This window comes from Pseudomonas marginalis, assembly GCF_024169655.1.
In the GTDB taxonomy this organism is placed as follows: domain Bacteria; phylum Pseudomonadota; class Gammaproteobacteria; order Pseudomonadales; family Pseudomonadaceae; genus Aquipseudomonas; species Aquipseudomonas paraveronii.
Genome location: NZ_JALJWV010000001.1, coordinates 4,560,959 through 4,581,444 on the forward strand (window position 1 = coordinate 4,560,959; position 20,486 = coordinate 4,581,444).

Annotated in this window: 17 protein-coding genes and 1 other RNA gene; 6 read left to right on the forward strand and 12 right to left on the reverse strand. The window is 62.1% G+C overall.

The window, feature by feature from the left end:
* Nucleotides 1-41 precede the first annotated feature (41 nt).
* Nucleotides 42-1,424: an oxygen-independent coproporphyrinogen III oxidase gene (hemN, locus tag J2Y83_RS20830; protein WP_253397876.1), complete on the forward strand. Its 1,383-nt coding sequence runs from the start codon at nt 42-44 to the stop codon at nt 1,422-1,424.
* A gap of 5 nt (nt 1,425-1,429) precedes the next feature.
* Here the strand turns inward: hemN and J2Y83_RS20835 are convergent, their stop codons facing one another.
* Entirely contained in the window at nt 1,430-1,927 is a 498-nt protein-coding gene (locus tag J2Y83_RS20835; protein WP_253397878.1) for a hypothetical protein, read from the reverse strand.
* 155 nt (nt 1,928-2,082) lie between these two features.
* Between J2Y83_RS20835 and fnr the strand changes: the two genes are divergently transcribed.
* Together fnr and J2Y83_RS20845 are read left to right on the forward strand one after the other, a co-directional pair.
* Nucleotides 2,083-2,817 (forward strand): fumarate/nitrate reduction transcriptional regulator Fnr, encoded by a 735-nt coding sequence (gene fnr, locus J2Y83_RS20840; RefSeq protein ID WP_017845249.1) that lies wholly within the window; start codon nt 2,083-2,085, stop codon nt 2,815-2,817.
* An 81-nt stretch (nt 2,818-2,898) separates the two neighbouring features.
* The gene (locus J2Y83_RS20845) at nt 2,899-3,447 is read left to right on the forward strand and encodes an adenine phosphoribosyltransferase (RefSeq protein ID WP_253397880.1); all 549 of its coding nucleotides are present in this window, start codon (nt 2,899-2,901) and stop codon (nt 3,445-3,447) included.
* Nucleotides 3,448-3,501: 54 nt separating this feature from the next.
* On the opposite strand, the gene recR is transcribed toward J2Y83_RS20845, so the two are convergent.
* The 4 genes from recR to dnaX form a co-directional block, all read right to left on the reverse strand.
* Entirely contained in the window at nt 3,502-4,104 is a 603-nt protein-coding gene (recR, locus tag J2Y83_RS20850; RefSeq protein WP_017845247.1) for a recombination mediator RecR, read from the reverse strand.
* Nucleotides 4,105-4,170: 66 nt separating this feature from the next.
* On the reverse strand, nt 4,171-5,205 hold the full coding sequence (locus J2Y83_RS20855; protein WP_253397882.1) for an NADP-dependent oxidoreductase: 1,035 nt from the start codon (nt 5,203-5,205) through the stop codon (nt 4,171-4,173).
* Between the two features lie 169 nt (nt 5,206-5,374).
* Nucleotides 5,375-5,713, reverse strand: coding sequence for a YbaB/EbfC family nucleoid-associated protein (locus J2Y83_RS20860; protein WP_017527493.1), 339 nt, complete (start codon nt 5,711-5,713; stop codon nt 5,375-5,377).
* 43 nt (nt 5,714-5,756) lie between these two features.
* A complete protein-coding gene (gene dnaX / locus J2Y83_RS20865; protein WP_253397884.1) occupies nt 5,757-7,799 on the reverse strand; it encodes a DNA polymerase III subunit gamma/tau in 2,043 nt (680 codons plus the stop codon).
* A 132-nt stretch (nt 7,800-7,931) separates the two neighbouring features.
* Between dnaX and J2Y83_RS20870 the strand changes: the two genes are divergently transcribed.
* On the forward strand, nt 7,932-8,693 hold the full coding sequence (locus J2Y83_RS20870; RefSeq protein WP_253397886.1) for a substrate-binding periplasmic protein: 762 nt from the start codon (nt 7,932-7,934) through the stop codon (nt 8,691-8,693).
* A 53-nt stretch (nt 8,694-8,746) separates the two neighbouring features.
* Nucleotides 8,747-9,118, forward strand: coding sequence for a VOC family protein (locus J2Y83_RS20875; protein ID WP_253397888.1), 372 nt, complete (start codon nt 8,747-8,749; stop codon nt 9,116-9,118).
* On the opposite strand, the gene J2Y83_RS20880 is transcribed toward J2Y83_RS20875, so the two are convergent.
* Nucleotides 9,032-9,997 (reverse strand): DMT family transporter, encoded by a 966-nt coding sequence (locus J2Y83_RS20880; RefSeq protein ID WP_253397890.1) that lies wholly within the window; start codon nt 9,995-9,997, stop codon nt 9,032-9,034. The genes J2Y83_RS20875 and J2Y83_RS20880 overlap by 87 nt on opposite strands.
* A 102-nt stretch (nt 9,998-10,099) precedes the next feature.
* Between J2Y83_RS20880 and J2Y83_RS20885 the strand changes: the two genes are divergently transcribed.
* On the forward strand, nt 10,100-10,969 hold the full coding sequence (locus J2Y83_RS20885) for a LysR family transcriptional regulator (RefSeq protein WP_253397892.1): 870 nt from the start codon (nt 10,100-10,102) through the stop codon (nt 10,967-10,969).
* 222 nt (nt 10,970-11,191) lie between these two features.
* Here the strand turns inward: J2Y83_RS20885 and ffs are convergent.
* The 6 genes from ffs to J2Y83_RS20915 all read right to left on the reverse strand — a co-directional run bounded on the left by ffs (nt 11,192) and on the right by J2Y83_RS20915 (nt 20,432).
* Nucleotides 11,192-11,288: signal recognition particle sRNA small type (ffs, locus tag J2Y83_RS20890), an RNA gene on the reverse strand.
* Nucleotides 11,289-11,432: 144 nt separating this feature from the next.
* Nucleotides 11,433-12,602, reverse strand: a complete 1,170-nt coding sequence (locus J2Y83_RS20895; protein WP_253397894.1) for a zinc-binding metallopeptidase family protein — start codon at nt 12,600-12,602, stop codon at nt 11,433-11,435.
* Between the two features lie 102 nt (nt 12,603-12,704).
* Entirely contained in the window at nt 12,705-15,071 is a 2,367-nt protein-coding gene (gene ligA / locus J2Y83_RS20900) for an NAD-dependent DNA ligase LigA (protein ID WP_253397896.1), read from the reverse strand.
* 87 nt (nt 15,072-15,158) lie between these two features.
* The gene (gene zipA / locus J2Y83_RS20905; RefSeq protein ID WP_253397898.1) at nt 15,159-16,022 is read right to left on the reverse strand and encodes a cell division protein ZipA; all 864 of its coding nucleotides are present in this window, start codon (nt 16,020-16,022) and stop codon (nt 15,159-15,161) included.
* Nucleotides 16,023-16,281: 259 nt separating this feature from the next.
* The gene (smc, locus tag J2Y83_RS20910; protein WP_253397899.1) at nt 16,282-19,770 is read right to left on the reverse strand and encodes a chromosome segregation protein SMC; all 3,489 of its coding nucleotides are present in this window, start codon (nt 19,768-19,770) and stop codon (nt 16,282-16,284) included.
* Nucleotides 19,771-19,772: 2 nt separating this feature from the next.
* Nucleotides 19,773-20,432, reverse strand: a complete 660-nt coding sequence (locus tag J2Y83_RS20915) for a GntR family transcriptional regulator (RefSeq protein WP_253397901.1) — start codon at nt 20,430-20,432, stop codon at nt 19,773-19,775.
* Between the last annotated feature and the right edge of the window lie 54 nt (nt 20,433-20,486).

Consider the following 20,486-nt stretch of genomic DNA (forward strand, 5'->3'; position numbering starts at 1 on the left):
CCCTAGACTCGACCCATTAGTCTATCCGGGGGAACGCCCGCATGCTCGACGCCATTCGTTGGGACAGCAATCTGATTCATCGCTACGACTTGGCGGGGCCACGCTACACGTCCTACCCCACCGCCGTGCAATTCGACAGCCAGGTCGGCTCCTTCGACCTGCTCCACGCCCTGCGCGACAGCCGCAAGGCTGCACGGCCATTGTCGCTGTATGTACACGTGCCGTTCTGCGCAAACATCTGCTACTACTGCGCCTGCAACAAAGTCATCACCAAGGACCGCGGCCGCGCCCAGCCCTACCTGCAGCGCCTGGAACAGGAGATCCAACTGATCGCCTGCCACCTCGACCCGAAACAGACCGTGGAACAGCTGCATTTCGGCGGCGGCACCCCGACCTTTCTCAGCCATGACGAGTTGCGCCAGGTGATGACCTCCCTGCGTAAGCATTTCAACCTGCTCGATGATGATTCCGGCGACTACAGCATCGAAATCGACCCGCGCGAAGCCGACTGGGCAACCATGGGGCTGCTGCGCGAGTTGGGCTTCAACCGCGTCAGTATCGGCCTGCAAGACCTCGACCCCGAAGTGCAACGCGCGGTTAACCGCCTGCAAAGCCTGGAAGAGACCCGCGCCGTGATCGATGCGGCGCGCACCCTGCAGTACCGCTCGATCAACATCGACCTGATCTACGGCCTGCCCAAGCAAACCCCGATCAACTTCGCGCGCACCGTGGAAGAGGTGATCAAGCTGCAACCGGATCGCCTGTCAGTGTTCAACTATGCGCATTTGCCGGAACGTTTCATGCCTCAGCGGCGGATCAACGCCGATGACCTGCCGTCCCCGGCGGCAAAACTGCTGATGCTGCAAACCACCATCGAACAGCTGACCAACGCTGGCTACCGCTATATCGGCATGGACCACTTCGCGCTACCGGACGACGAATTGGCCATCGCCCAGGAAGAAGGCACCCTGCAACGCAACTTCCAGGGCTATACCACCCACGGTCATTGCGACCTGATCGGGCTCGGGGTCTCGGCCATCAGCCAGATCGGCGATCTGTATTGCCAGAACACCAGCGACATCAATAGCTACCAGCACGCCCTGGCCGATGCGCAACTGGCGACCAACCGCGGCCTGGTCTGCACCACGGACGATCGGTTGCGGCGGGAAGTGATTCAGCAATTGATCTGCAATTTCAGCCTGACCTTCGAGCAGATCGAACAGGCGTTCAATATCGATTTTCGCGGCTATTTCGACGAGATTTGGTCACAACTTGAGACGATGGCCGAAGACGGCCTGATCGAACTCGACGCACAAGGCATTCGCGTCCTCCCCGCAGGACGGCTGCTGGTGCGCTCGGTGTGCATGGTGTTCGATGCCTATCTGGAGCATCAGAACCGGCAGCGCTTTTCGCGGGTGATCTGAAGGTTCTATGCCATCGCCAGGGAGGCCGCCTTCATGGCGTCTTCGCCGCTCAGGCCTTTCATGGCTTTGGCCAGTGAGGCTTGTGCGGTCACCAGGCTCGCCTGCAGTGCGCTGAGTGAGGCCTGCAGGTTGCTGGCCTTGACCCGCGCCTGGTCAGGCGTCAGGTTCGTGTCCGCCATCACGGCGGCCAGCTCGGCCTGTTTCTTGGCGATCTGCTCTTTGATCTGACGGATCATTTTCAGCGTCTGCTGAATGTTATCCGGCAGGCCACTCTCTTCGATATCGCTGTTGGCTTTCTTCGCGGCACCCGCAGCCTTCAATGCCGCGCCGGAAATAGTCACGGTCACGCCCTCGACCGCCTTGGCCGGACTCAGCGGCGCTGATGTGGCGTCCTCAAGTGCTTTGGCTGCCTCGGCTTCTTTAGCCTCCGCCACTAGGTCTTTGGGCTCGCGAACCGCCGGAACCGGCAGCTTGGCAGCAGAGTTTTCACCGATGGAAAGCATGATGTGAGCCTCCAGGCTCTAAGGGACACTGACTTCTATCGGCATCGATACAATAATCTTTATCCCGGCATCGGTTTTTCGTCCATGCTGGCCTCTTCTACCCACAGTGCGTTACCCTTATGTCTTATGTGTGTTTTCCCACAAGGATTTAAGAAATGTCCGAGCCCGTTAAGCTGCGCGCTAACAGCCAGGCCCATTGCAAGGATTGCAGCCTGGCGCCCCTCTGCTTACCACTTTCATTGAATCTGGAAGACATGGATGCGCTGGACGAAATCGTTAAACGCGGGCGCCCACTGAAAAAAGGCGAGTTTCTATATCGCCAGGGCGACAAGTTCGATTCTGTCTATGCAGTACGTTCGGGTGCATTGAAGACCTTCAGCCTGAGCGACAGTGGCGAAGAGCAGATCACCGGCTTCCACCTGCCGAGCGAGCTGGTCGGGCTGTCGGGGATGGACACCGAGATTCATCCGGTGTCGGCTCAGGCACTAGAGACCACATCGGTGTGCGAAATTCCTTTCGAACGCCTGGACGAACTGGCCCTGCAATTGCCGCAGCTGCGCCGCCAACTGATGCGTGTCATGAGCCGCGAGATCCGGGACGACCAGCAAATGATGCTGCTGTTGTCGAAGAAAACCGCCGACGAGCGTATCGCCACCTTCCTGGTCAACCTGTCAGCGCGATTCCGTGCCCGTGGTTTCTCGGCCAACCAGTTCCGCCTGAGCATGTCGCGCAATGAAATCGGCAATTACCTGGGCCTGGCGGTAGAAACCGTGTCCCGGGTCTTTACCCGTTTCCAGCAGAACGAGCTGCTTGCCGCCGAAGGCAAGGAAGTGCATATCCTCGACCCGATCCAACTGTGCGCGTTGGCGGGCGGCTCCCTGGAGGGCTGATCCAGACACTTGCGGCCGCGCCAATCGGCAAGGCCGCAAGGTATACTTCGAGTCCGTTTTCCGCCCCAGGACTCTGCGACGATGACCTTCGATTCGTTCGACATCAAATCCCTGATCCGCCCTGTCATCGACTTCCCCAAGCCCGGGGTGATCTTTCGCGACATCACGCCGCTGTTCCAGTCGCCCAAGGCCCTGCGTCTGGTGGCCGACACCTTCGTCCACCGCTACGTCGAAGCCGATTTCAGCCATATCGGTGCGATGGATGCCCGGGGTTTCCTGATCGGCTCGATCATCGCCTACCAATTGAACAAACCGCTGATCCTGTTCCGCAAACAGGGCAAGCTGCCGGCCGACGTGTTGGCCGAGGGTTACCAGACCGAATACGGCGAAGCCTTCCTCGAAGTGCATGCCGACAGCCTGTGTGAAGGCGATTCGGTGCTGATCTTCGATGACCTGATTGCCACTGGCGGCACGCTGATCGCCGCAGCGAACCTGGTGCGGCGCATGGGCGCGAAGGTGTTCGAAGCGGCGGCGATTATCGACCTGCCGGAGCTGGGTGGCTCGCAACGCCTGGAAGATATGGGGATTGCGACGTTTTGCCTGACGCAGTTTGCGCTGAGCGAGCGTTGAGGATTATCACCGACACCACACAGCCCCCTCCCACACTTTGTCCTGCCGCGTGACTTAAAGCGCGATGGGTTTGCGACCGGCAAACGAATGCGCCAGGGTGCCGCCGTCCACCAACTCCAGCTCGCCACCCAGCGGTACGCCGTGGGCGATCCGCGAGGTGACCAGGCCTTTGTTGCTCAGCAGTTGGGCGATGTAATGCGCGGTCGCTTCACCCTCCACGGTTGGGTTGGTGGCCAGAATCACCTCGGTAAAGGTGCCCTGCGCTTCAATCCGCGCCACCAGTTGCGGAATGCCGATGGCTTCCGGGCCCAGACCGTCCAGCGGCGACAGATGGCCTTTGAGCACGAAATAGCGCCCGCGATAACCGGTCTGTTCCACCGCGTACACGTCCATCGGCCCTTCCACCACGCATAACAGCGTGTCATCGCGACGCGGGTCGGCGCATTGCGGGCAGAGTTCTTCTTCGGTGAGGGTGCGGCACTGGCGACAGTGGCCAACGCCTTCCATGGCCTGGCTCAAGGCCTGGGCCAACCGGGTGCCGCCGCTGCGATCACGCTCCAGCAGTTGCAGCGCCATGCGCTGGGCGGTTTTCTGGCCGACGCCGGGCAAAGTGCGCAGGGCGTCGATCAGTTGGCGAATCAGGGGGCTGAAGCTCATGGGCGAAGGGTCCGACAAAACAACGAGACGCGGTTTATACCCGCGCCTCGGATTAGCGTCAAATGCTCAATCCTGCGCGACGCGCACCACCAACTTGCCGAAGTTGCGTCCTTCGAGCAAACCGATAAACGCTTCGGGCGCCTGCTCCAGGCCATCGACCACGTCTTCGCGGAACTTGATCTTGCCGTCACGTACCCACGGCGCCATGGCACTGAGGAATTCCGGCTGGCGATCGCCGTAGTCATCGAACACGATAAAGCCCTGGATACGCACGCGCTTGGTCAGCAAGGTGCGTTGCAGCGCCGGCAGTCGATCAGGGCCACTGGGCGCTTCATGGTCGTTATAGCCGGCGATCAGCCCGCACAGCGGAATCCGTGCCTTGGGGTTGAGCAGCGGCAGCACGGCATCGAACACCTTGCCACCGACGTTTTCAAAGTAGATATCCACGCCCTTGAAACAGGCATGGGCCAATTCATCGGCGAAGTGCTCGCTTTTGTGGTCAATACAGGCATCAAAGCCCAGTTCGTCCACCACGTAACGGCACTTCTCGGCTCCGCCCGCAACACCCACCACGCGCAAACCCTTGAGCTTGGCCACCTGGCCCACCACCGAGCCCACCGCACCGGACGCGGCCGCCACCACCAGGGTTTCCCCGGCTTTGGGCTGACCGATGTCCATCAGGCCCATGTAGGCGGTCATGCCCGGCATGCCCAGCACACCCAATGCCATCGACGGACTGGCCAGGCCGTTGGGCACCGGTATCAGGTTGCGACCGTCGCAAACGCTGTGGCTTTGCCAGCCGGTGGAGCCGACCACCAGGTCGCCCACTTCGAATTTCGGGTTGCGCGACTGCTCGATACGGCTGACAGCGCCACCCGTCATCACTTCGTCGATTTCTACCGGAGCGGCGTAGGACGGAGCATCACTCATGCGCCCACGCATGTAGGGGTCGAGGGACAGGTACAGCGTCTTCAACAAGACTTGGCCGTCTGCCAGTTCCGGCAGCGTCACGCGCTCAAGGCGGAAGTTTTCCGGGGTTGGCGCGCCGTGAGGGCGCGAGACCAGAACAATGCGCTGGTTAAGAATCGGTGTTTGAGGCATCGAGGGACTCCTTTATCGATGAGCGAATTCAATGGCATTAAGTGCAGACACTGGCCAAGGCGCCGAGGTTCGACATAGTTGCCGCCCGGTAGCAAATGCAGAGGGGTGAGCAGCCAAAAAAAATGCCAGGCGCGATGCCTGGCATTTCAGTCTAGCTAAGGCTGGCCGATCAGAACGGCAGTTTCATGCCCGGAGGCAGTTGCATGCCAGCGGTCACACCGGACATTTTGTCCTGGCTGTTGGCTTCGATCTTGCGCACAGCGTCATTGACGGCCGCGGCGAACAGATCTTCCAGCACTTCACGGTCGTCATCGCTGACGCCTTCGAGCAGGCTCGGGTCGATGCTCACGCGCTTGATGTCGTGACGACCGGTCATCACCACGCTGACCATATCGCCACCGGCTTTACCGGTGACTTCGGCGTTGGCCAGCTCTTCCTGCATCTTGGCCATTTTTTCCTGCATCTGCTGCGCCTGCTTCATCAGGCCGGCCATGCCACCTTTCATCATGGGAATCACCTCAAAAGTACGTGGATCAATAAGTAGCCCGGTGTTATGACGCCTGGGGCACCGTGGCTTCGACAGGTTCAATAGTATCGTGACGGACGACCGCACCGAACTGTTGCATCAATTGCTGGATGAGCGGGTCGCCGTGGATCGACTCCTCGGCCTCGCGCTGGCGATTGAGGCGCCGGCGGGTCGCGGCCTGGGCCGGGGTTTCCTGCTCGGGCTTGATCAACTCGATGGCGATGGTCAGCGTGCGCTCGTGGTACTGGTTGAGGGCATCGTTGAGCCGGCGCTGCTGGGTCGCATTGAACAGGGCGCTGTGGGCCGGGTCCAGGTGCAGCAGCCAGTGGTCGCCCTCGATGGCGATCAGGGTGCAGTTGGCGGCGATGCTACCGGTCATGCCGGAAATCGGCAGTTTCGGGAACAGCTCCAGCCATTGCAGGGCCAGGCCGGTGGCCGGCGCCGCAGCGGGTTCCGCTTCGGGTTCGGGGGCCGGCTCGGCAGCGTGCTCACTGGCCAGTTCGTCCAGGTAGCTGTAGGCCGAATCGATATCCGGCTCGATGTAGTCTTCGTCCAGCGGCGGTTCGTCGTCGAGGTCGATGCCGTGCGTTGCGGCGTCCACCTGGGCGACGGTCGGCTCGGGGGCGGGCGCGCTGACCCACTCCGGCGCGTCCGGCACCACGCTGTCCGGGGTCGGTGTGGGCATCGGCGTCAGCTCGGGCTGCTCGCTGGCGGTTTCCAGCATGGGCTCCACGGCGGGCTCAGCCTCCACCGGGGCATTCCAGGGCAAGTCGACCACCGGGGCCGGGGTTGGCTCGACCACCGGCTCAGGCGCGACCACAGGCGCGACAACCACAGGTTCAGGTACCGGCACAACCGGTGCAGGTGCAGGTGCAGCAACCACTGGCGCGACCACCGCTGCGCCAGCCACGGGTTTGGCGGAATCAACTGTGGCCTGGCTGATCCCCACTGGCTTTAGCGGCTGTCTCGGCGCGTCTGTCGAATCGGCGGGCCGGAAGGCCAGCATGCGCAGCAGGACCATTTCGAAGCCGCCGCGCGGGTCCGGCGCGAGGGGCAAGTCCCGGCGACCGATCAGGCCCATCTGGTAGTAGAACTGCACGTCTTCGGCCGGCAACGCCTGGGCCAGGGCCAACACGCGGTCGCGGTCGCCGTGACCGTTGTCGACACCTTCCGGCAGGGCCTGGGCGATGGCGACGCGGTGCAGCACGTTGAGGATTTCCGAGAGCACGCCGTTCCAGTCCGGACCTTGCTCCGACAAGTGACGCACAGCTTCGAGCAATGCCTTGGCGTCGCCTTCGATCAGCGCGTGCAGCACGTCGAACACCTGGCCGTGGTCGAGGGTGCCGAGCATCGCTCGCACATCGGCGGCCATGACCTTGCCTTCGCCAAAGGCGATGGCCTGGTCGGTGAGGCTCATGGCGTCACGCATCGAACCATCGGCGGCGCGGCCGAGCAGCCACAGTGCGTCGTCTTCGAACGGCACGTTCTCGACACCCAGCACGTGGGTCAAGTGCTCGACCACACGCTCCGGGGTCATGTTTTTAAGGGAAAACTGCAGGCACCGCGACAAAATCGTTGCAGGAAGTTTCTGCGGATCAGTGGTGGCCAGGATGAATTTGACGTAGGGCGGCGGCTCTTCCAGGGTTTTCAACAAGGCGTTGAACGAGTGGCTGGAGAGCATGTGGACTTCGTCGATCAGGTAGACCTTGAAGCGGCCGCGGCTCGGCGCGTACTGCACGTTATCGAGCAACTCGCGAGTGTCTTCGACCTTGGTGCGGCTCGCGGCATCGATCTCGATCAGGTCGACGAAACGCCCTTCGTCGATCTCGCGGCACACCGAGCAGGTGCCGCAGGGCGTCGAGGTGATACCCGTTTCGCAGTTCAGGCATTTGGCAATGATTCGGGCAATGGTAGTCTTGCCGACACCGCGAGTACCGGTAAACAGGTAGGCGTGGTGTAGCCGTTGGCTGTCCAAGGCATTGATCAGAGCCTTGAGCACATGGGTCTGGCCGACCATTTCGCGGAACGAGCGCGGGCGCCATTTACGTGCAAGAACCTGATAACTCATCGAAAACCGTCGCAACTGAGAAGCGGAGCCGGTAATGCTAGCGGAGCAAGGGGGAAATTGCATCCGGCACGCTTGCCTAATCTGACTAAGATTGCCTGATTGGCCATGAAAAGGCCTGAACCCGGAGAGTGTATGCGCGTAGTCCTGGGCGCTTTATGGATAATCACCACGGCCTGCCTGGCGGCGCCCGCACCGTTGCGCTTCTCGGTTTCCGACAGTTGGGCGATGCCCATGGTGCAGGTGGAGGACGGCCGACCCACCCAGGGCATTTTGTATGACCTGATGTTGAGCCTGGCCACCCAGGTCGGCCGCCCGGTCGAGTTCCACGTACTGTCCCGCGCACGCATTGCCAACGCGATGGCCCACGGCGACATCGATGTGCGCTGTTATGTCACCCAGGCCTGGCTCGACAATTTGTCTGACGACTACATCTGGAGCCTACCGCTGCTGGTCCAGCGCAACGTATTGGTCAGCGCTCACAGCCATCCGGTGCAAGTGACCCGGCTGGCGCCGCAGTCGATCGGAACAGTGCTCAATTACCGCTACTCCACACTCGACCCGCTGTTCGCCAACGGCCAATTGAGGCGCGACGACGCCCGCAGCGAAGAGCAGGTGCTGCACAAACTGGTGGCCGGGCGCTTCAAGTATGCGGTGGCCAACGAATGGATCGTCGACCGCTTCAACCAGAACCTGCCGATGGATCAGCGACTGCACAAAGTTGCCATGATCGAGGAGCAAAGCCTGGGCTGCGTCGTGCGCAACGACCCGGACCTGCCGGTGCAACAAATCCTGCGCACCCTGCTGCAGATGAAGACGTCAGGCGAAATCGACGACATCATCAAGCTGTACACCGGCGAAAACGCAGTGCCCTTGCACGCTCCTGACAAGAACTGACAGAGCCACCTTATAGACTGGGCTCAACCAACCCCCGTTCTCAAGGAGCCCCCATGAACACCGTTGCTCATTACTTCCTGCTGTATGTCGACAGCCCCGCCACCAGCGCCAACTTCTACAGCCGCCTGCTGGACAAAGCACCGGTTGAATTGAACCCGACCTTTGCCCTGTTCATTCTCAATAATGGTGTAAAGCTGGGCCTGTGGTCGCGCCACACCGTGGAACCGGCGGCCCAAGCCACGGGCGGCGGCGGCGAAGTGGGTTTCGCCCTGCCCGACCAAGCCGCCGTGGACACCCTGCACGACCAATGGCTGGAACGTGGCGCCACGATCATTCAGTCACCGACCGTCGTGGACTTTGGCTACACCTTTGTCGCCCAGGACCTCGACGGCCATCGGTTGCGGGCGTTCTGCATGAGCGACTGAGCAGCGCCGCCAGCGTCCTTCCAGGCTGATGGCCGCCACACTGGCAAGCACAATCACCGCGCCGAGCATCACCTGCCCGGCAAGGTGCTCGCCCAGCAGTGTCGCCGCCATCGCCATGGCCACCGGGGGAACCAGGTACATCGCGACCGATGCACGGCTGACCTCGACATGCTTCAACACGTAGGCCCAGGCAAGGTACGCCAGGGCGCTGGGGAAAATGCCCAGGACCAGCACCGCCAGGTTTTCCGGCCAGGGCGCCTGCGCCATGGCGGCGGGCAGGCCGGGCAGGTTCACGCAGAGCATCAGGGTGCCCGACCACACCATGTAGCACGCCAGGGTCAACGGGCTGTAGCGGTGGGCATAGTGCTTCTGGATGACGAAATACACGCTCCACGACACCGCCGCCAGCAGGATCAACAGACCACGTGGATCGATGTCACCCACCCCCTGCTCACCCCAGATCACCACCAGCACGCCGAGCAACCCCAGCAATACGCAGCTCCAGCGCCAGGCGCTGATCCGCTCCTTCAAGCCAAAAAACGCAATCAGCACACTGAACAGCGGTGCCGACTGCGCCAATACACTGGATGCCGCCGCTGTCACCCATTGCTGCCCGTAGTTGAGGCAGGTGTGATGCAGGAACACCCCGAAAAATCCCAGCACCAGCAACCATGGCACATCCCGCAGGCGCGGCTGACTGATGCCCTGCACCAACGCCACACCCCCCATGAACACCGATGCGACCAGAAACCGCAACAACGCCAACTGGCCGGGGCTATAACTGTGCAGCCCCACGTGTACGCCAATCGGCGAATAGGCCCAACAGAGGATCACGCTGGCGATGACTAGCGTAAGCTTTGCGGGTGACGGGGCATTCATCGACGGCATCCAGAAACAGAAAAGGAGTGCCGCCAGTCTTGGCCGGGTCATGCGGCAGGACAATTAAGCGTTTCTGACTTCTGAAATCAGTGGAACTGAGCGATGGAAATGGCCCAACTGAAGATGGTGCGAGCCGTGGCGCAAACCGGCAGCGTGGCCCAAGCCGCGCTGCAATTGCATTGCGTGCCGTCGAACATCACCACGCGCATCAAACAGCTGGAAAGCGAATTGGGCACGCCGCTGTTCATCCGTGCCGGACGCGGGCTGGCGATCAGTGCCGCCGGTGAAATCTTCCTCGATTACTGCGAGCGCATCCTGGCACTGGTGGACGAATCCAAACGAGCGGTGGACGCCAACGCGATCCCGCGGGGCACCTTGCGTATCGGCGCGGTGGAGTCCAGTGCCAGCGGCCGCCTGCCACCGCTGCTGGCGGAATACCATCGACGCTACCCCGACGTCAGCCTGGAACTGGTGACGGGTGCCTGGGGCCAACTGCTCGACGACCTGCAACACCATCGCCTGGACGTGGCGCTGGTAGCCGCCGGTAACACACGCACCAAGCTCGAACACAGCGTGGTCTACAGCGAACGCCTGGTGCTGATCGCCAGCCCCTCCAGCGCGCCGATCAACGGCGCCGAGGACCTGGCAGGACGCACCCTGCTGGTCTGGCCGCCCGGCTGCCCTTATCGCGCCGCCCTGGAAAACTGGGTCAAACCCCACGACCTCAAGCCGGCCATCGCCAGCTACGCCAGTTGGGGCACGATCATCGGCTGCGTCAGCGCGGGGATTGGCGTGGCATTGGCGCCGGAGGGCATTCTGGCGCGCTATGAGCAGACCAGTCAGTTGGCCTCGTATCGATTCGAAGAACTGGCGGCCGTGGATAACCTGTTGTTCTGGCACAAGGACACGCAGCGACATCTGGCCAGGGATGCATTCGCTGGGCTGCTGCGCGAAACCTTCGGCCAACACTGATCGAACATCAGCTTTTCGGAGTAGCCAATCGCGCGTACTGATCCAGCCGAGGAACGACCGATCCGGAGCATTGACGAACTCGACCTGGGCCCAGCCATCCTTGAAGGCCAGCACGCCGACCACATCATAGGCTGCGCAATAAAATACCGGCAGACGACTGAAAAGAAGACAAAGGGGGTTGAAACAGAAGGGCTACTACAAGGAGGAGCGTTATGGAGGCAACCCCACCAGCCACACCCCGGCACACAATGTTCCCGCTGTGGCTGCTGCCTTCCGGCTCTGACCAGGTTCACGGGTAATCGTTGCGGGGGGACCGATGGGGTCACCATAACGACGCTCACCTCTCGGCAAGCCGCGCCATTGTACCGATCTCATCGGAAGTTACAACCATTGGTGTTGGATTAAAAAATCAAGAGGTTCAAGCACTTGCCATGGCCGTCAGCATCGCCCCTGCCACACTGGCTCATGACTGTGCCTGCAGGACCTCATCCGCCCTGCCGCCCTCTTCCTGGATCACCAGGTGAATGAAGTGCAGCTTGGCGATCACCGCCGGTGGCAATACGAAGGGGTAGAAATCCGGCTGGCCCATGGCGCGGGACAGTTCGTTGAGCATGCCGGCCAATTCGATCCAGGCATTGACGAACGAGAGGAACGCCGCGCCGCCGGGGTGTTCGGGGTCATAGAGGCTGGCGCGGGGGAACGGCTGGTAATCCAGGTCCATCTCGCGGGCGCTCATGCCGAAGCCCAGGGCGGTGTCGACGGCGTCCATCATGTGCAGGTAATGCGCCCAGGTTTCGGCCCAGTCTTCCCAGGGATGCATAGTGGCGTAGGCGCTGACGCAGGTGTGTTGCCAGTCCGGGCGCGGGCCGTTCTGGTAGTGTTGGTCGAGGGCGTCGGCGTAACTGGCGCGTTCGTCGCCGAACAGGTTGCGAAACGGCTGCAACCAGTGGCTGTTGGCGATCAGCCGATCCCAATAGTAGTGGCCGACTTCATGGCGAAAATGGCCGAGTAAGGTGCGGTACGGTTCCCGCATCTGCACGCGGATTTTTTCGCGGTGGGCGTCGTCGGCTTCCTTGATGTCGAGGGTGATCAGGCCGTTGGCATGGCCGGTGGTCGGCGCGTTGCCTTCCAGGTCGATGCCGACGAAGTCGAAGGCCAGGCCGTTGTCTTCGTCGACGCTTTTGGGCACGACGCGCAGGCCCAGGCTGATCAGTTGCGCCACCAGCCGGCGCTTGGCGGTTTCGACCTTGCACCAGCGCTCGGGGTTTTCCGCGATCGACAGGTCGGGAATGGTGCGGTTCAGGCTACACGCCACGCACAGCGAGCTGGTGCTGTGGGCGCGAATCAGCCAGTTGCAGGCGGCCGGGCTGTCGAGGTTGGCGCAGCGGCGAAAAGCGCCGGCATCGAGGTTGTCATCCAGCAGCCAGGTGTCAGCGACCGGACCCGGTTGCAGCGAGGACAGACGGCTTTGTTGCGGCTGGTAGCCCAGCAGCGCCGAGCAGGCCAGGCACTGGCTGTTGCGAAAGAACAACGACTGGCCACACCGACACTGCCAGACCTTGCTGTTGCGCGAAGATTCGGCCACGAACGGTGCGGCGATGCGCGAACTGAGTTGTTCGAAGAAGCGGTACATGGCGATCTCTCCCGGGGCGACCAAGACTAGATCATTTCGCGCCCGGGATCGTTCCCCTTTCTTCGAAGGGCTGCTTGGCAGCCCAATGGGAACAAGAAGTCGTCAGACAGTGATGTTGTGCCGGGCTAGAAAATCCACGAAAGCGGCTTCGTCCAATACCTTCAGGCCCAACTCACTCGCCTTGGCCAGTTTTGAACCGGCACCCGGCCCGGCCACCACACAATACGTCTTCGCCGACACCGAACCGGCCACCTTGGCGCCGAGGCTTTCGAGCTTGTCCTTGGCCACGTCACGGCTCATCAGCTCCAGGGAGCCGGTCAGCACCCAGGTGTGCCCCGCTTCCGGCAAGCCTTCGATCACTTTCTTCTCGCTCTGCCAGTGCATGCCGAAGTCCTTGAGCTGCTGCTCGATGGCCAGGGCAAGGTTGGCGTGGTCGGGGTTATCGAAGAACTCGCGCACGGCCTTGGCCTGCTTCTCGGGCAGCGCCTGGCGCATATCGAGCCAGTCGGCCTTGATCACGCCGTCGAGGGAACCGAACTTGTCCGCCAGTTTCTGCGCAGCGCCGGGGCCAACGCTGGGCACGTTGAGTTTGTCGAGCAAACCGCCGAGGGTGGTGCTGGCGGCGAACTCGGCGCTCAGGTCGCCTTGTTCCTGCAGTTGCAGGCCGCATTTGTCCGGCGCCAACAGCGCGCCGATCACGTCCTGGTTGTGGCGGTCTTCAAAGAAGCTGTGGATCTCGTGCGCCACTTCCAGGCCCACGTCCGGCAAGTACGTCAGCACTTGCGGCAACGCGCGCTGCACGCGCTCCAGGGACGCCAGGGAGCGCGCCAGCACCTTGGCGGTCTCCTCGCCCACGTCGGGAATACCCAGGGCGTAGATGAAGCGTGCCAGGGTCGGCGTCTTGCTGTGTTCGATGGCGCTGATCAGCTTCTTGCTGGAAACATCGGCGAAGCCTTCCAGGTCGATGATCTGTTCGTACTTGAGCGTGTAAAGGTCGGCCGGCGAGGCGATGAGTTTTTCATCCACCAATTGCTCGATGGTCTTGTCGCCCAGGCCGTCGATGTCCATCGCCCGGCGCGAGACGAAATGGATGATCGCCTGCTTGAGCTGCGCCCCGCAGGCCAGGCGACCGACGCAGCGGTACACCGCGCCTTCGCTGACGGTTTCCTTGCCCTTGCTGCGCTTGACCAGTTGCGTGCGCTCGACATGGGAGCCGCACACCGGGCAGTTTTCCGGGATATGGACCGCGCGGGCGTGTTCCGGACGGCGCTCGGTGACCACCGATACGACCTGCGGGATCACGTCCCCGGCGCGGCGGATGATCACGGTGTCGCCGATCATCAGGCCCAGGCGCGCCACTTCATCCATGTTGTGCAGGGTGGCATTGGACACGGTCACACCCGCGACCTTGACCGGTTTCAGACGCGCCACCGGGGTGACGGCGCCGGTGCGGCCGACCTGGAACTCCACATCGAGCAGCTCGGTCAACTCTTCCATGGCCGGAAATTTGTGCGCGATCGCCCAACGCGGCTCACGGGCGCGAAAACCCAGCTCGCGCTGGGAGGCAATGCTGTTGACCTTGAACACCACGCCGTCGATTTCATAGGGCAGGCTGTTACGCCGCTCGCCGATATCGCGGTAGTAGTCCAGGCATTCCTGGATGCCCTTGGCCAACTTCAGCTCATGACTGATCGGCATGCCCCACTTGCGCAACTGCTGCAAATTGCCGATGTGGGTGTCGCTGATGTCCGCCGTCACCTGGCCAATGCCGTAGCAGCAGAATTCCAGCGGGCGGCTGGCGGTGATTTTCGAATCCAACTGGCGCAGGCTGCCGGCGGCGGCGTTGCGCGGGTTGGCGAAGGTCTTGCCGCCGACTTCCAGTTGCGAGGCGTTCAGGCGCTCGAAACCGGCCTTGGACATGAACACTTCGCCGCGCACTTCCAGGGTCGCCGGCCAGCCGCTGCCGTGCAGTTTCAACGGGATATTGCGCACGGTGCGCACATTCACGCTGATGTCTTCGCCGGTGGTGCCATCGCCCCGGGTGGCGCCGCGCACCAGTTCGCCGTCCTGGTACAGCAGGCTGACCGCCAGGCCGTCCAACTTTGGCTCGCAGCTGTATTCCACGGAGGCGCCGCCGCCAAACAGGTCGCCCACCGGCAGGTCGAGACCCTCGGTGACGCGGCGATCGAACTCGAGCATGGTGGTTTCATCGAAGGCGTTGCCCAGACTGAGCATGGGAATCTCATGCTTGACCTGGGTGAACGCCGACAACGCCGCACTGCCGACCCGCTGCGTCGGTGAATCACGCGTGACCAGCTCCGGATGCTCGGCCTCCAGGGCCTTGAGCGCTTGGAACAAGCGGTCGTACTCGGCGTCCGGAATGCTCGGTTCGTCGAGGACGTGATAACGGTAGTTGTGCTGATCCAGTTCAGCGCGCAGTTCGAGGATGCGGGTGTGGGCGGCGGTCATGGGTGTTCTCTCATAAAGCAAAAGAGCAGCCGAAGCTGCTCAAATGTTGGTGCGCTTGATTCTATCGACAACGCTTGAGGCCAGACCTCAGCGTTTCTGTGTCAGGGCGCGACGCTCGAACTCGACGATGCGCTGACGGTAGTGTTCGATGGTCTGGGCGGTCAGGACGCTGCGCTGGTCGTCCTTCAGTTCGCCGTTGAGCTCCTGGGACAGCTTGCGCGCTGCGGCGACCATCACGTCGAACGCTTGTTTCGGATGACGCGGACCTGGCAGGCCGAGGAAGAAGCTCACCGCCGGCGTGCTGAACAGGTCGATATCGTCCAGGTCGAAGGTGCCTGGCTTGACCGCGTTGGCCATGGAAAACAACACTTCGCCATTACCGGCCATGCTTTCGTGGCGGTGGAAGATATCCATCTCGCCAAAACGCAGGCCGCTTTCCAGGATGTTCTGCAACAGTGCCGGGCCCTTGAAGCCGGCGGCGTCGCGGCAGATCACGCTGATCACCAGGACTTCTTCGGCGGCCGGCTGATCGTTCACCGACTGGCGCGGCACACTCTTGGTCGGGCTCTCGTCAGGGAAATCGTCATCGCGACTGCTGAAGCTCGGGCCGTCATCCACGCCCAGGTTCAGGTCGCCCTGATGCGGCTCGGCGGCGGCGGCACTGCCGCGCTTGCCACGCTTGGAGGACGGTTCGCGGGCTTCGCGCAAAGGGGCGCTCATGGACGGCAAGTCGTGCTCGTCCAACTGCGGTTCCTTATGGGTATCCAGCACACGGGGCGGCCCCAGCAGCTCCGCACCGGCGTCGTCGTCGGGCAAGTTGGACAGGTTGCGGTCCAGACGGAATTTGAGCTTACCCTTGCCACCGCGCATACGGCGCCAGCCATCAAAAAGAATACCGGCAATGACAATAATGCCGATGACGATCAGCCACTCGCGCAGACCGATTTCCATGTAATCCCGTGCCTCTAATAAAAAATGCTGAAAAATAAGGGGTTTAGCACCGTGCAAACCGCTTTAAAACGTGGCGCCAACTCTATGTTCTGACTGACGTTTTGCCCACGCATACGAAAAATTGACATTAAACTAGCACGACCAAAGATAACTTTACACCGTCTGTCAAAATGCCTTGAACAAATATGTCCATTTGCCACTTTCGTCAGACTGGTAAACCGCCCTACATCGAGCTGAAAATCTTCGCTGCTGGCGTGGATCAGGATTCCACCATCGCCATCGCTTCTTCGACATCCACCGCCACCAATCGCGAACAACCCGGCTCGTGCATCGTCACCCCCATCAACTGATCAGCCATTTCCATGGCGATCTTGTTGTGGGTGATATAGATGAACTGCACGGTCTGGGACATCTCTTTAACCAGGCGTGCGTAACGTCCTACGTTAGCGTCATCCAGTGGCGCGTCAACTTCGTCGAGCATACAGAACGGCGCCGGGTTCAACTTGAAGATGGCAAACACCAGGGCCAAAGCGGTCAGGGCTTTTTCGCCACCGGACAACAAATGGATGGTGCTGTTCTTCTTGCCCGGAGGCCGCGCCATGATCGTTACCCCTGTATCGAGTAGATCTTCGCCCGTCAGTTCCAAGTAAGCGCTGCCACCACCGAAAACTTTTGGGAATAACGCCTGTAAACCGCCGTTAATCTGATCAAAGGTATCTTTGAAGCGGTTGCGGGTTTCCTTGTCGATCTTGCGGATCACGTTTTCCAGGGTGTCCAGCGCCTCCACCAGATCGGCGTTCTGGGCGTCCAGATAACGTTTACGCTCGGACTGTTGCTGATATTCGTCGATGGCGGCGAGGTTGATCGCGCCGAGTCGCTGAATACGCGCAGCAATCCGCTCAAGTTCTTCTTCGGCGTCTTTCTCGTTGGCCTGGGCGGTCAGGGTATTGAGTACGCCGTGCAGGTCGTAGCCGTCTTCGAGCAGTTGGTCCTGCAGGGTTTTGCGGCGCACGGTCAGGGCCTGCCATTCCATGCGCTGTTGTTCGAGCTGGCCGCGAATCAGCTGGGATTGCTGCTCGGCCTGGGTCCGGCGTTTTTCCGCTTCGCGCAGTTCGCGGTCGGCGTCTTCCAGGGCGATTTGCGCGGTCTTGAGCTCTTCGTCGACGGTCATGCGCTTGTCGAGCAGTTCTTCGAGCTTGAGCCGCAACTCTTCCAGGGGCGCTTCGCCCTCCTCCAGGTTGAGGCTCAGTTGCTCGCGCTTTTCGGTCAGGCGCTCGGATTGCATCTCCAGGCGTTCCAGGGCCTGGCGCGTGGAGTCGTGCTGGGCGCGCAGGGAGCCGAGGCGCACCGCCAACTGGTGGGCGTGGTCCTTGTGCTGGCGCGCTTCCTGGCGGACCCGGTCGAGGCGTTCGCGCAGGCTGTCGCGCTGGGCCAGCAGCAGTTCGCGCTGCTCGGTGTCGAGGGCCATGCTGTCGAGGGCTTCCTGCAATTGCAGGCGTGCTTCGCCGATCTGTTCGTGTTCGAGGGCGCGCTGCTCGCCCATCTCGGCCACTTCTTCGTCGAGGCGAGTGCGGCGCAGGGTCAGTTGCTCGGCCTTGGCCTTGCTCGCGGAGAGTTGGGCTTTCAATTCGCCCTGCTGGCGCGCTTCGTCCTGCAACAGGCGGCGCAGGTGTTCGCGGCCGGTCTCTTGCTGGCGCTGGGTGGCGCGCAGGGTTTGCAGTTCGGTTTCCAGGCTTTCCAGGGTGGCTTCGCGCTCTTCACGCTCGGCGATCAGGTGGACGATTTCCTGGCCACGGGCCAATACGCCGCTCTGCGCTTCACTGGCGCGGCACACCCGCAGGAAGTGGCGGCCAACCCAATAGCCGTCGCGGCTGATCAGGCTTTCGCCGGCGCCCAACTGACCGCGTTGGGCCAAGGCCTGCTCCAGGGACTCCACCGGTTTGACCTGGCCCAGCCACGGCGACAGGTCAATCGCGGCCTCGACTTTATCCAGCAAACTGCCCGGCACACGGGTGCCATCGGCGGCGGGGCTGAGCAAGCGCAGATCGCCCTGGGCAAAGCCGGCCAGGTCGAAGCCGGCAAAATCATCCACCAGCACCGCTTGCAGGTCGGCGCCGAGCACGGTTTCCACCGCCAACTCCCAACCCGCCTCGACCTTCAAGCCCTCCGCCAGGCGCGGGCGCTCGGCCAAGTGCTGGTCGCGCAGCCATTCGGCGGTGCCGGTGCCGGGGTCCAGCGCCGCTTGCTGCAAGGCTTCGAGGGACGCCAAGCGCCCGTTGAGCCGCTGCAAATCGCCCTGGGCCTGTTGCTGGGCCTGGGTCGCCTGTTGCAGTTGCTGACGCAATTGCTCCAGGCGTTCCACTTGCTGTTCTTCGCTGGCTTCCAGCTCTTCGAGGGTCATTTCGCTTTCGGCGAGTTGCTCGCTCAGCGTCATGATCGCCGCGTCTTCCGGGTCGGCGGCGAGCAACACGCGCTCTTCCTGCAAGCGACGCTGGCGCTCGGCCAGGCGTTCCATGCTGGTTTCCAGTTGCTGGATGCGTGACTGCTGCACCTCGGCCTGGCGGCGCGGCTCGGCGGAGCGCAGGTTGAAGGTGTCCCACTGCTCCTGCCAACCGTGCATGGTGGTCTCGGATTCTTCCAGGGTGGCGGCGGCTTCTTCGGCGGCGGCGCTGGTGATTTCCTGTTCGGGGGTGAGCATCTCCAGCTCTTCGCCGAGGGTCAGCAGCAAGGTGCGGTCGTGGCCGAGGTGGGACTCGGTCTCCAGGCGCGCACGCTCGGCTTCCTTCAGATCATCCTGCAACTGGCGCAGACGCTGCTGGCCGTGCTGGATGCTCTGCTCGACCCGGGCGATGTCGCCGCCCACCGAATAGAAGCGGCCCTGCACCAGATTGAAGCGCTCGGACAGGTCATGATGACCGTCGCGCAGGCGCTCGATGCTGGCGTCGGCGTTGCGTTGTTCGGCCACCAGGGCTTCGAAGCTGATTTCCTGGGTGCCGATAATCGCTTCGCGCTGGCCGACCTGATCGTTCAGCGCCTGCCAGCGCAGGGCCGACAGTTGCGCCTTGAGCTGGCGTTCTTCGCCCTTGTATTCCTGATACTTCTCGGCGGCCTGGGCCTGGCGGTGCAGGCGCTCCAACTGGCGCTCCAGCTCGTCGCGCAGGTCGGTCAGGCGGGCGAGGTTTTCATGGGTGCGGCGGATACGGTTTTCGGTCTCGCGACGGCGCTCCTTGTACTTGGAGATGCCGGCAGCTTCTTCGATAAAGTTACGCAGGTCTTCGGGCTTGGCTTCGATCAGCTTGGAGATCATGCCCTGTTCGATGATCGAGTAGCTGCGCGGGCCAAGGCCGGTGCCGAGGAAGATATCGGTGATGTCCCGACGGCGACACTTGGTGCCGTTGAGGAAGTAACTGTTCTGGCTGTCGCGCGTCACTTTGCGGCGGATGGAGATTTCCGCGTAGGCCGCGTATTCGCCGACCAGGGTGCCGTCGGAGTTGTCGAACACCAGTTCGATGCTGGCCTGGCTCACCGGCTTGCGGCTGGTGGAGCCGTTGAAGATGACGTCGGTCATCGACTCGCCACGCAGGTTTTTCGCCGAGCTCTCGCCCATCACCCAGCGCACGGCGTCGATGATGTTCGACTTGCCGCAGCCATTGGGCCCGACCACCGCCGCCATATTACTGGGGAAGTTCACCGTGGTCGGGTCGACGAAGGATTTGAACCCCGCCAGTTTGATGCACTTGAGCCGCACGCTTAGACGTCCGCCAACGCAGCGATCACCAGCGAGCAACTGCGCTGGCCGTAGGCCGACAGCACCTGGCGAATCTGCGGCAAGTCACGGGCGAGCACGGCGGCGAGCAGTTGCTCGAACAGCGCGAGGTATTCGCTCATGGAGGCCTTGCGTTGATCCAGGGCCAGGTAGTAGGCGCGGTTCATCGCCGGCTGCAGGTTCTCGACGGTTTCCTGCAAATACGGGTTGTTGGCGAAGGGGTACGCGGCACGCATCACGCTGAAGCATTCTTCGACAAACGCGCGGATGTCCTGGCGTTCGAAATTGCTCACCAGGCGCTGCTGGATCTGCACGAACGGCGCCATGTCGGCCTGGGTCTGCCAGCCCTGCGCCACCGCATTGCCGAGCAGGATGTACAGCTCGGCCATCAGCGTACACAGGCTCTGCACCTTGTGCGCCGTGAGTTCGGTGACGTGGGCGCCACGGCGCGGCAAGATCGCGATCAGGTGGCGACGTTCAAGGATCAGCAGGGCTTCACGCACGGAACCACGGCTGACGTTGAGTGCCAGCGTAACCTTCTGTTCCTGTATCCGCTCCCCAGGCTTGAGATCGCCGCGAATGATACGTTCGGCGAGGTGGTGAGCGATTTGCTCGGCGAGACTGTCCGGCGCCTTGAACGTCATGTTTTTCCTTCAAAATCTTCTATCGATACAAGCGCGGCAGTGTAGCGCAAATGC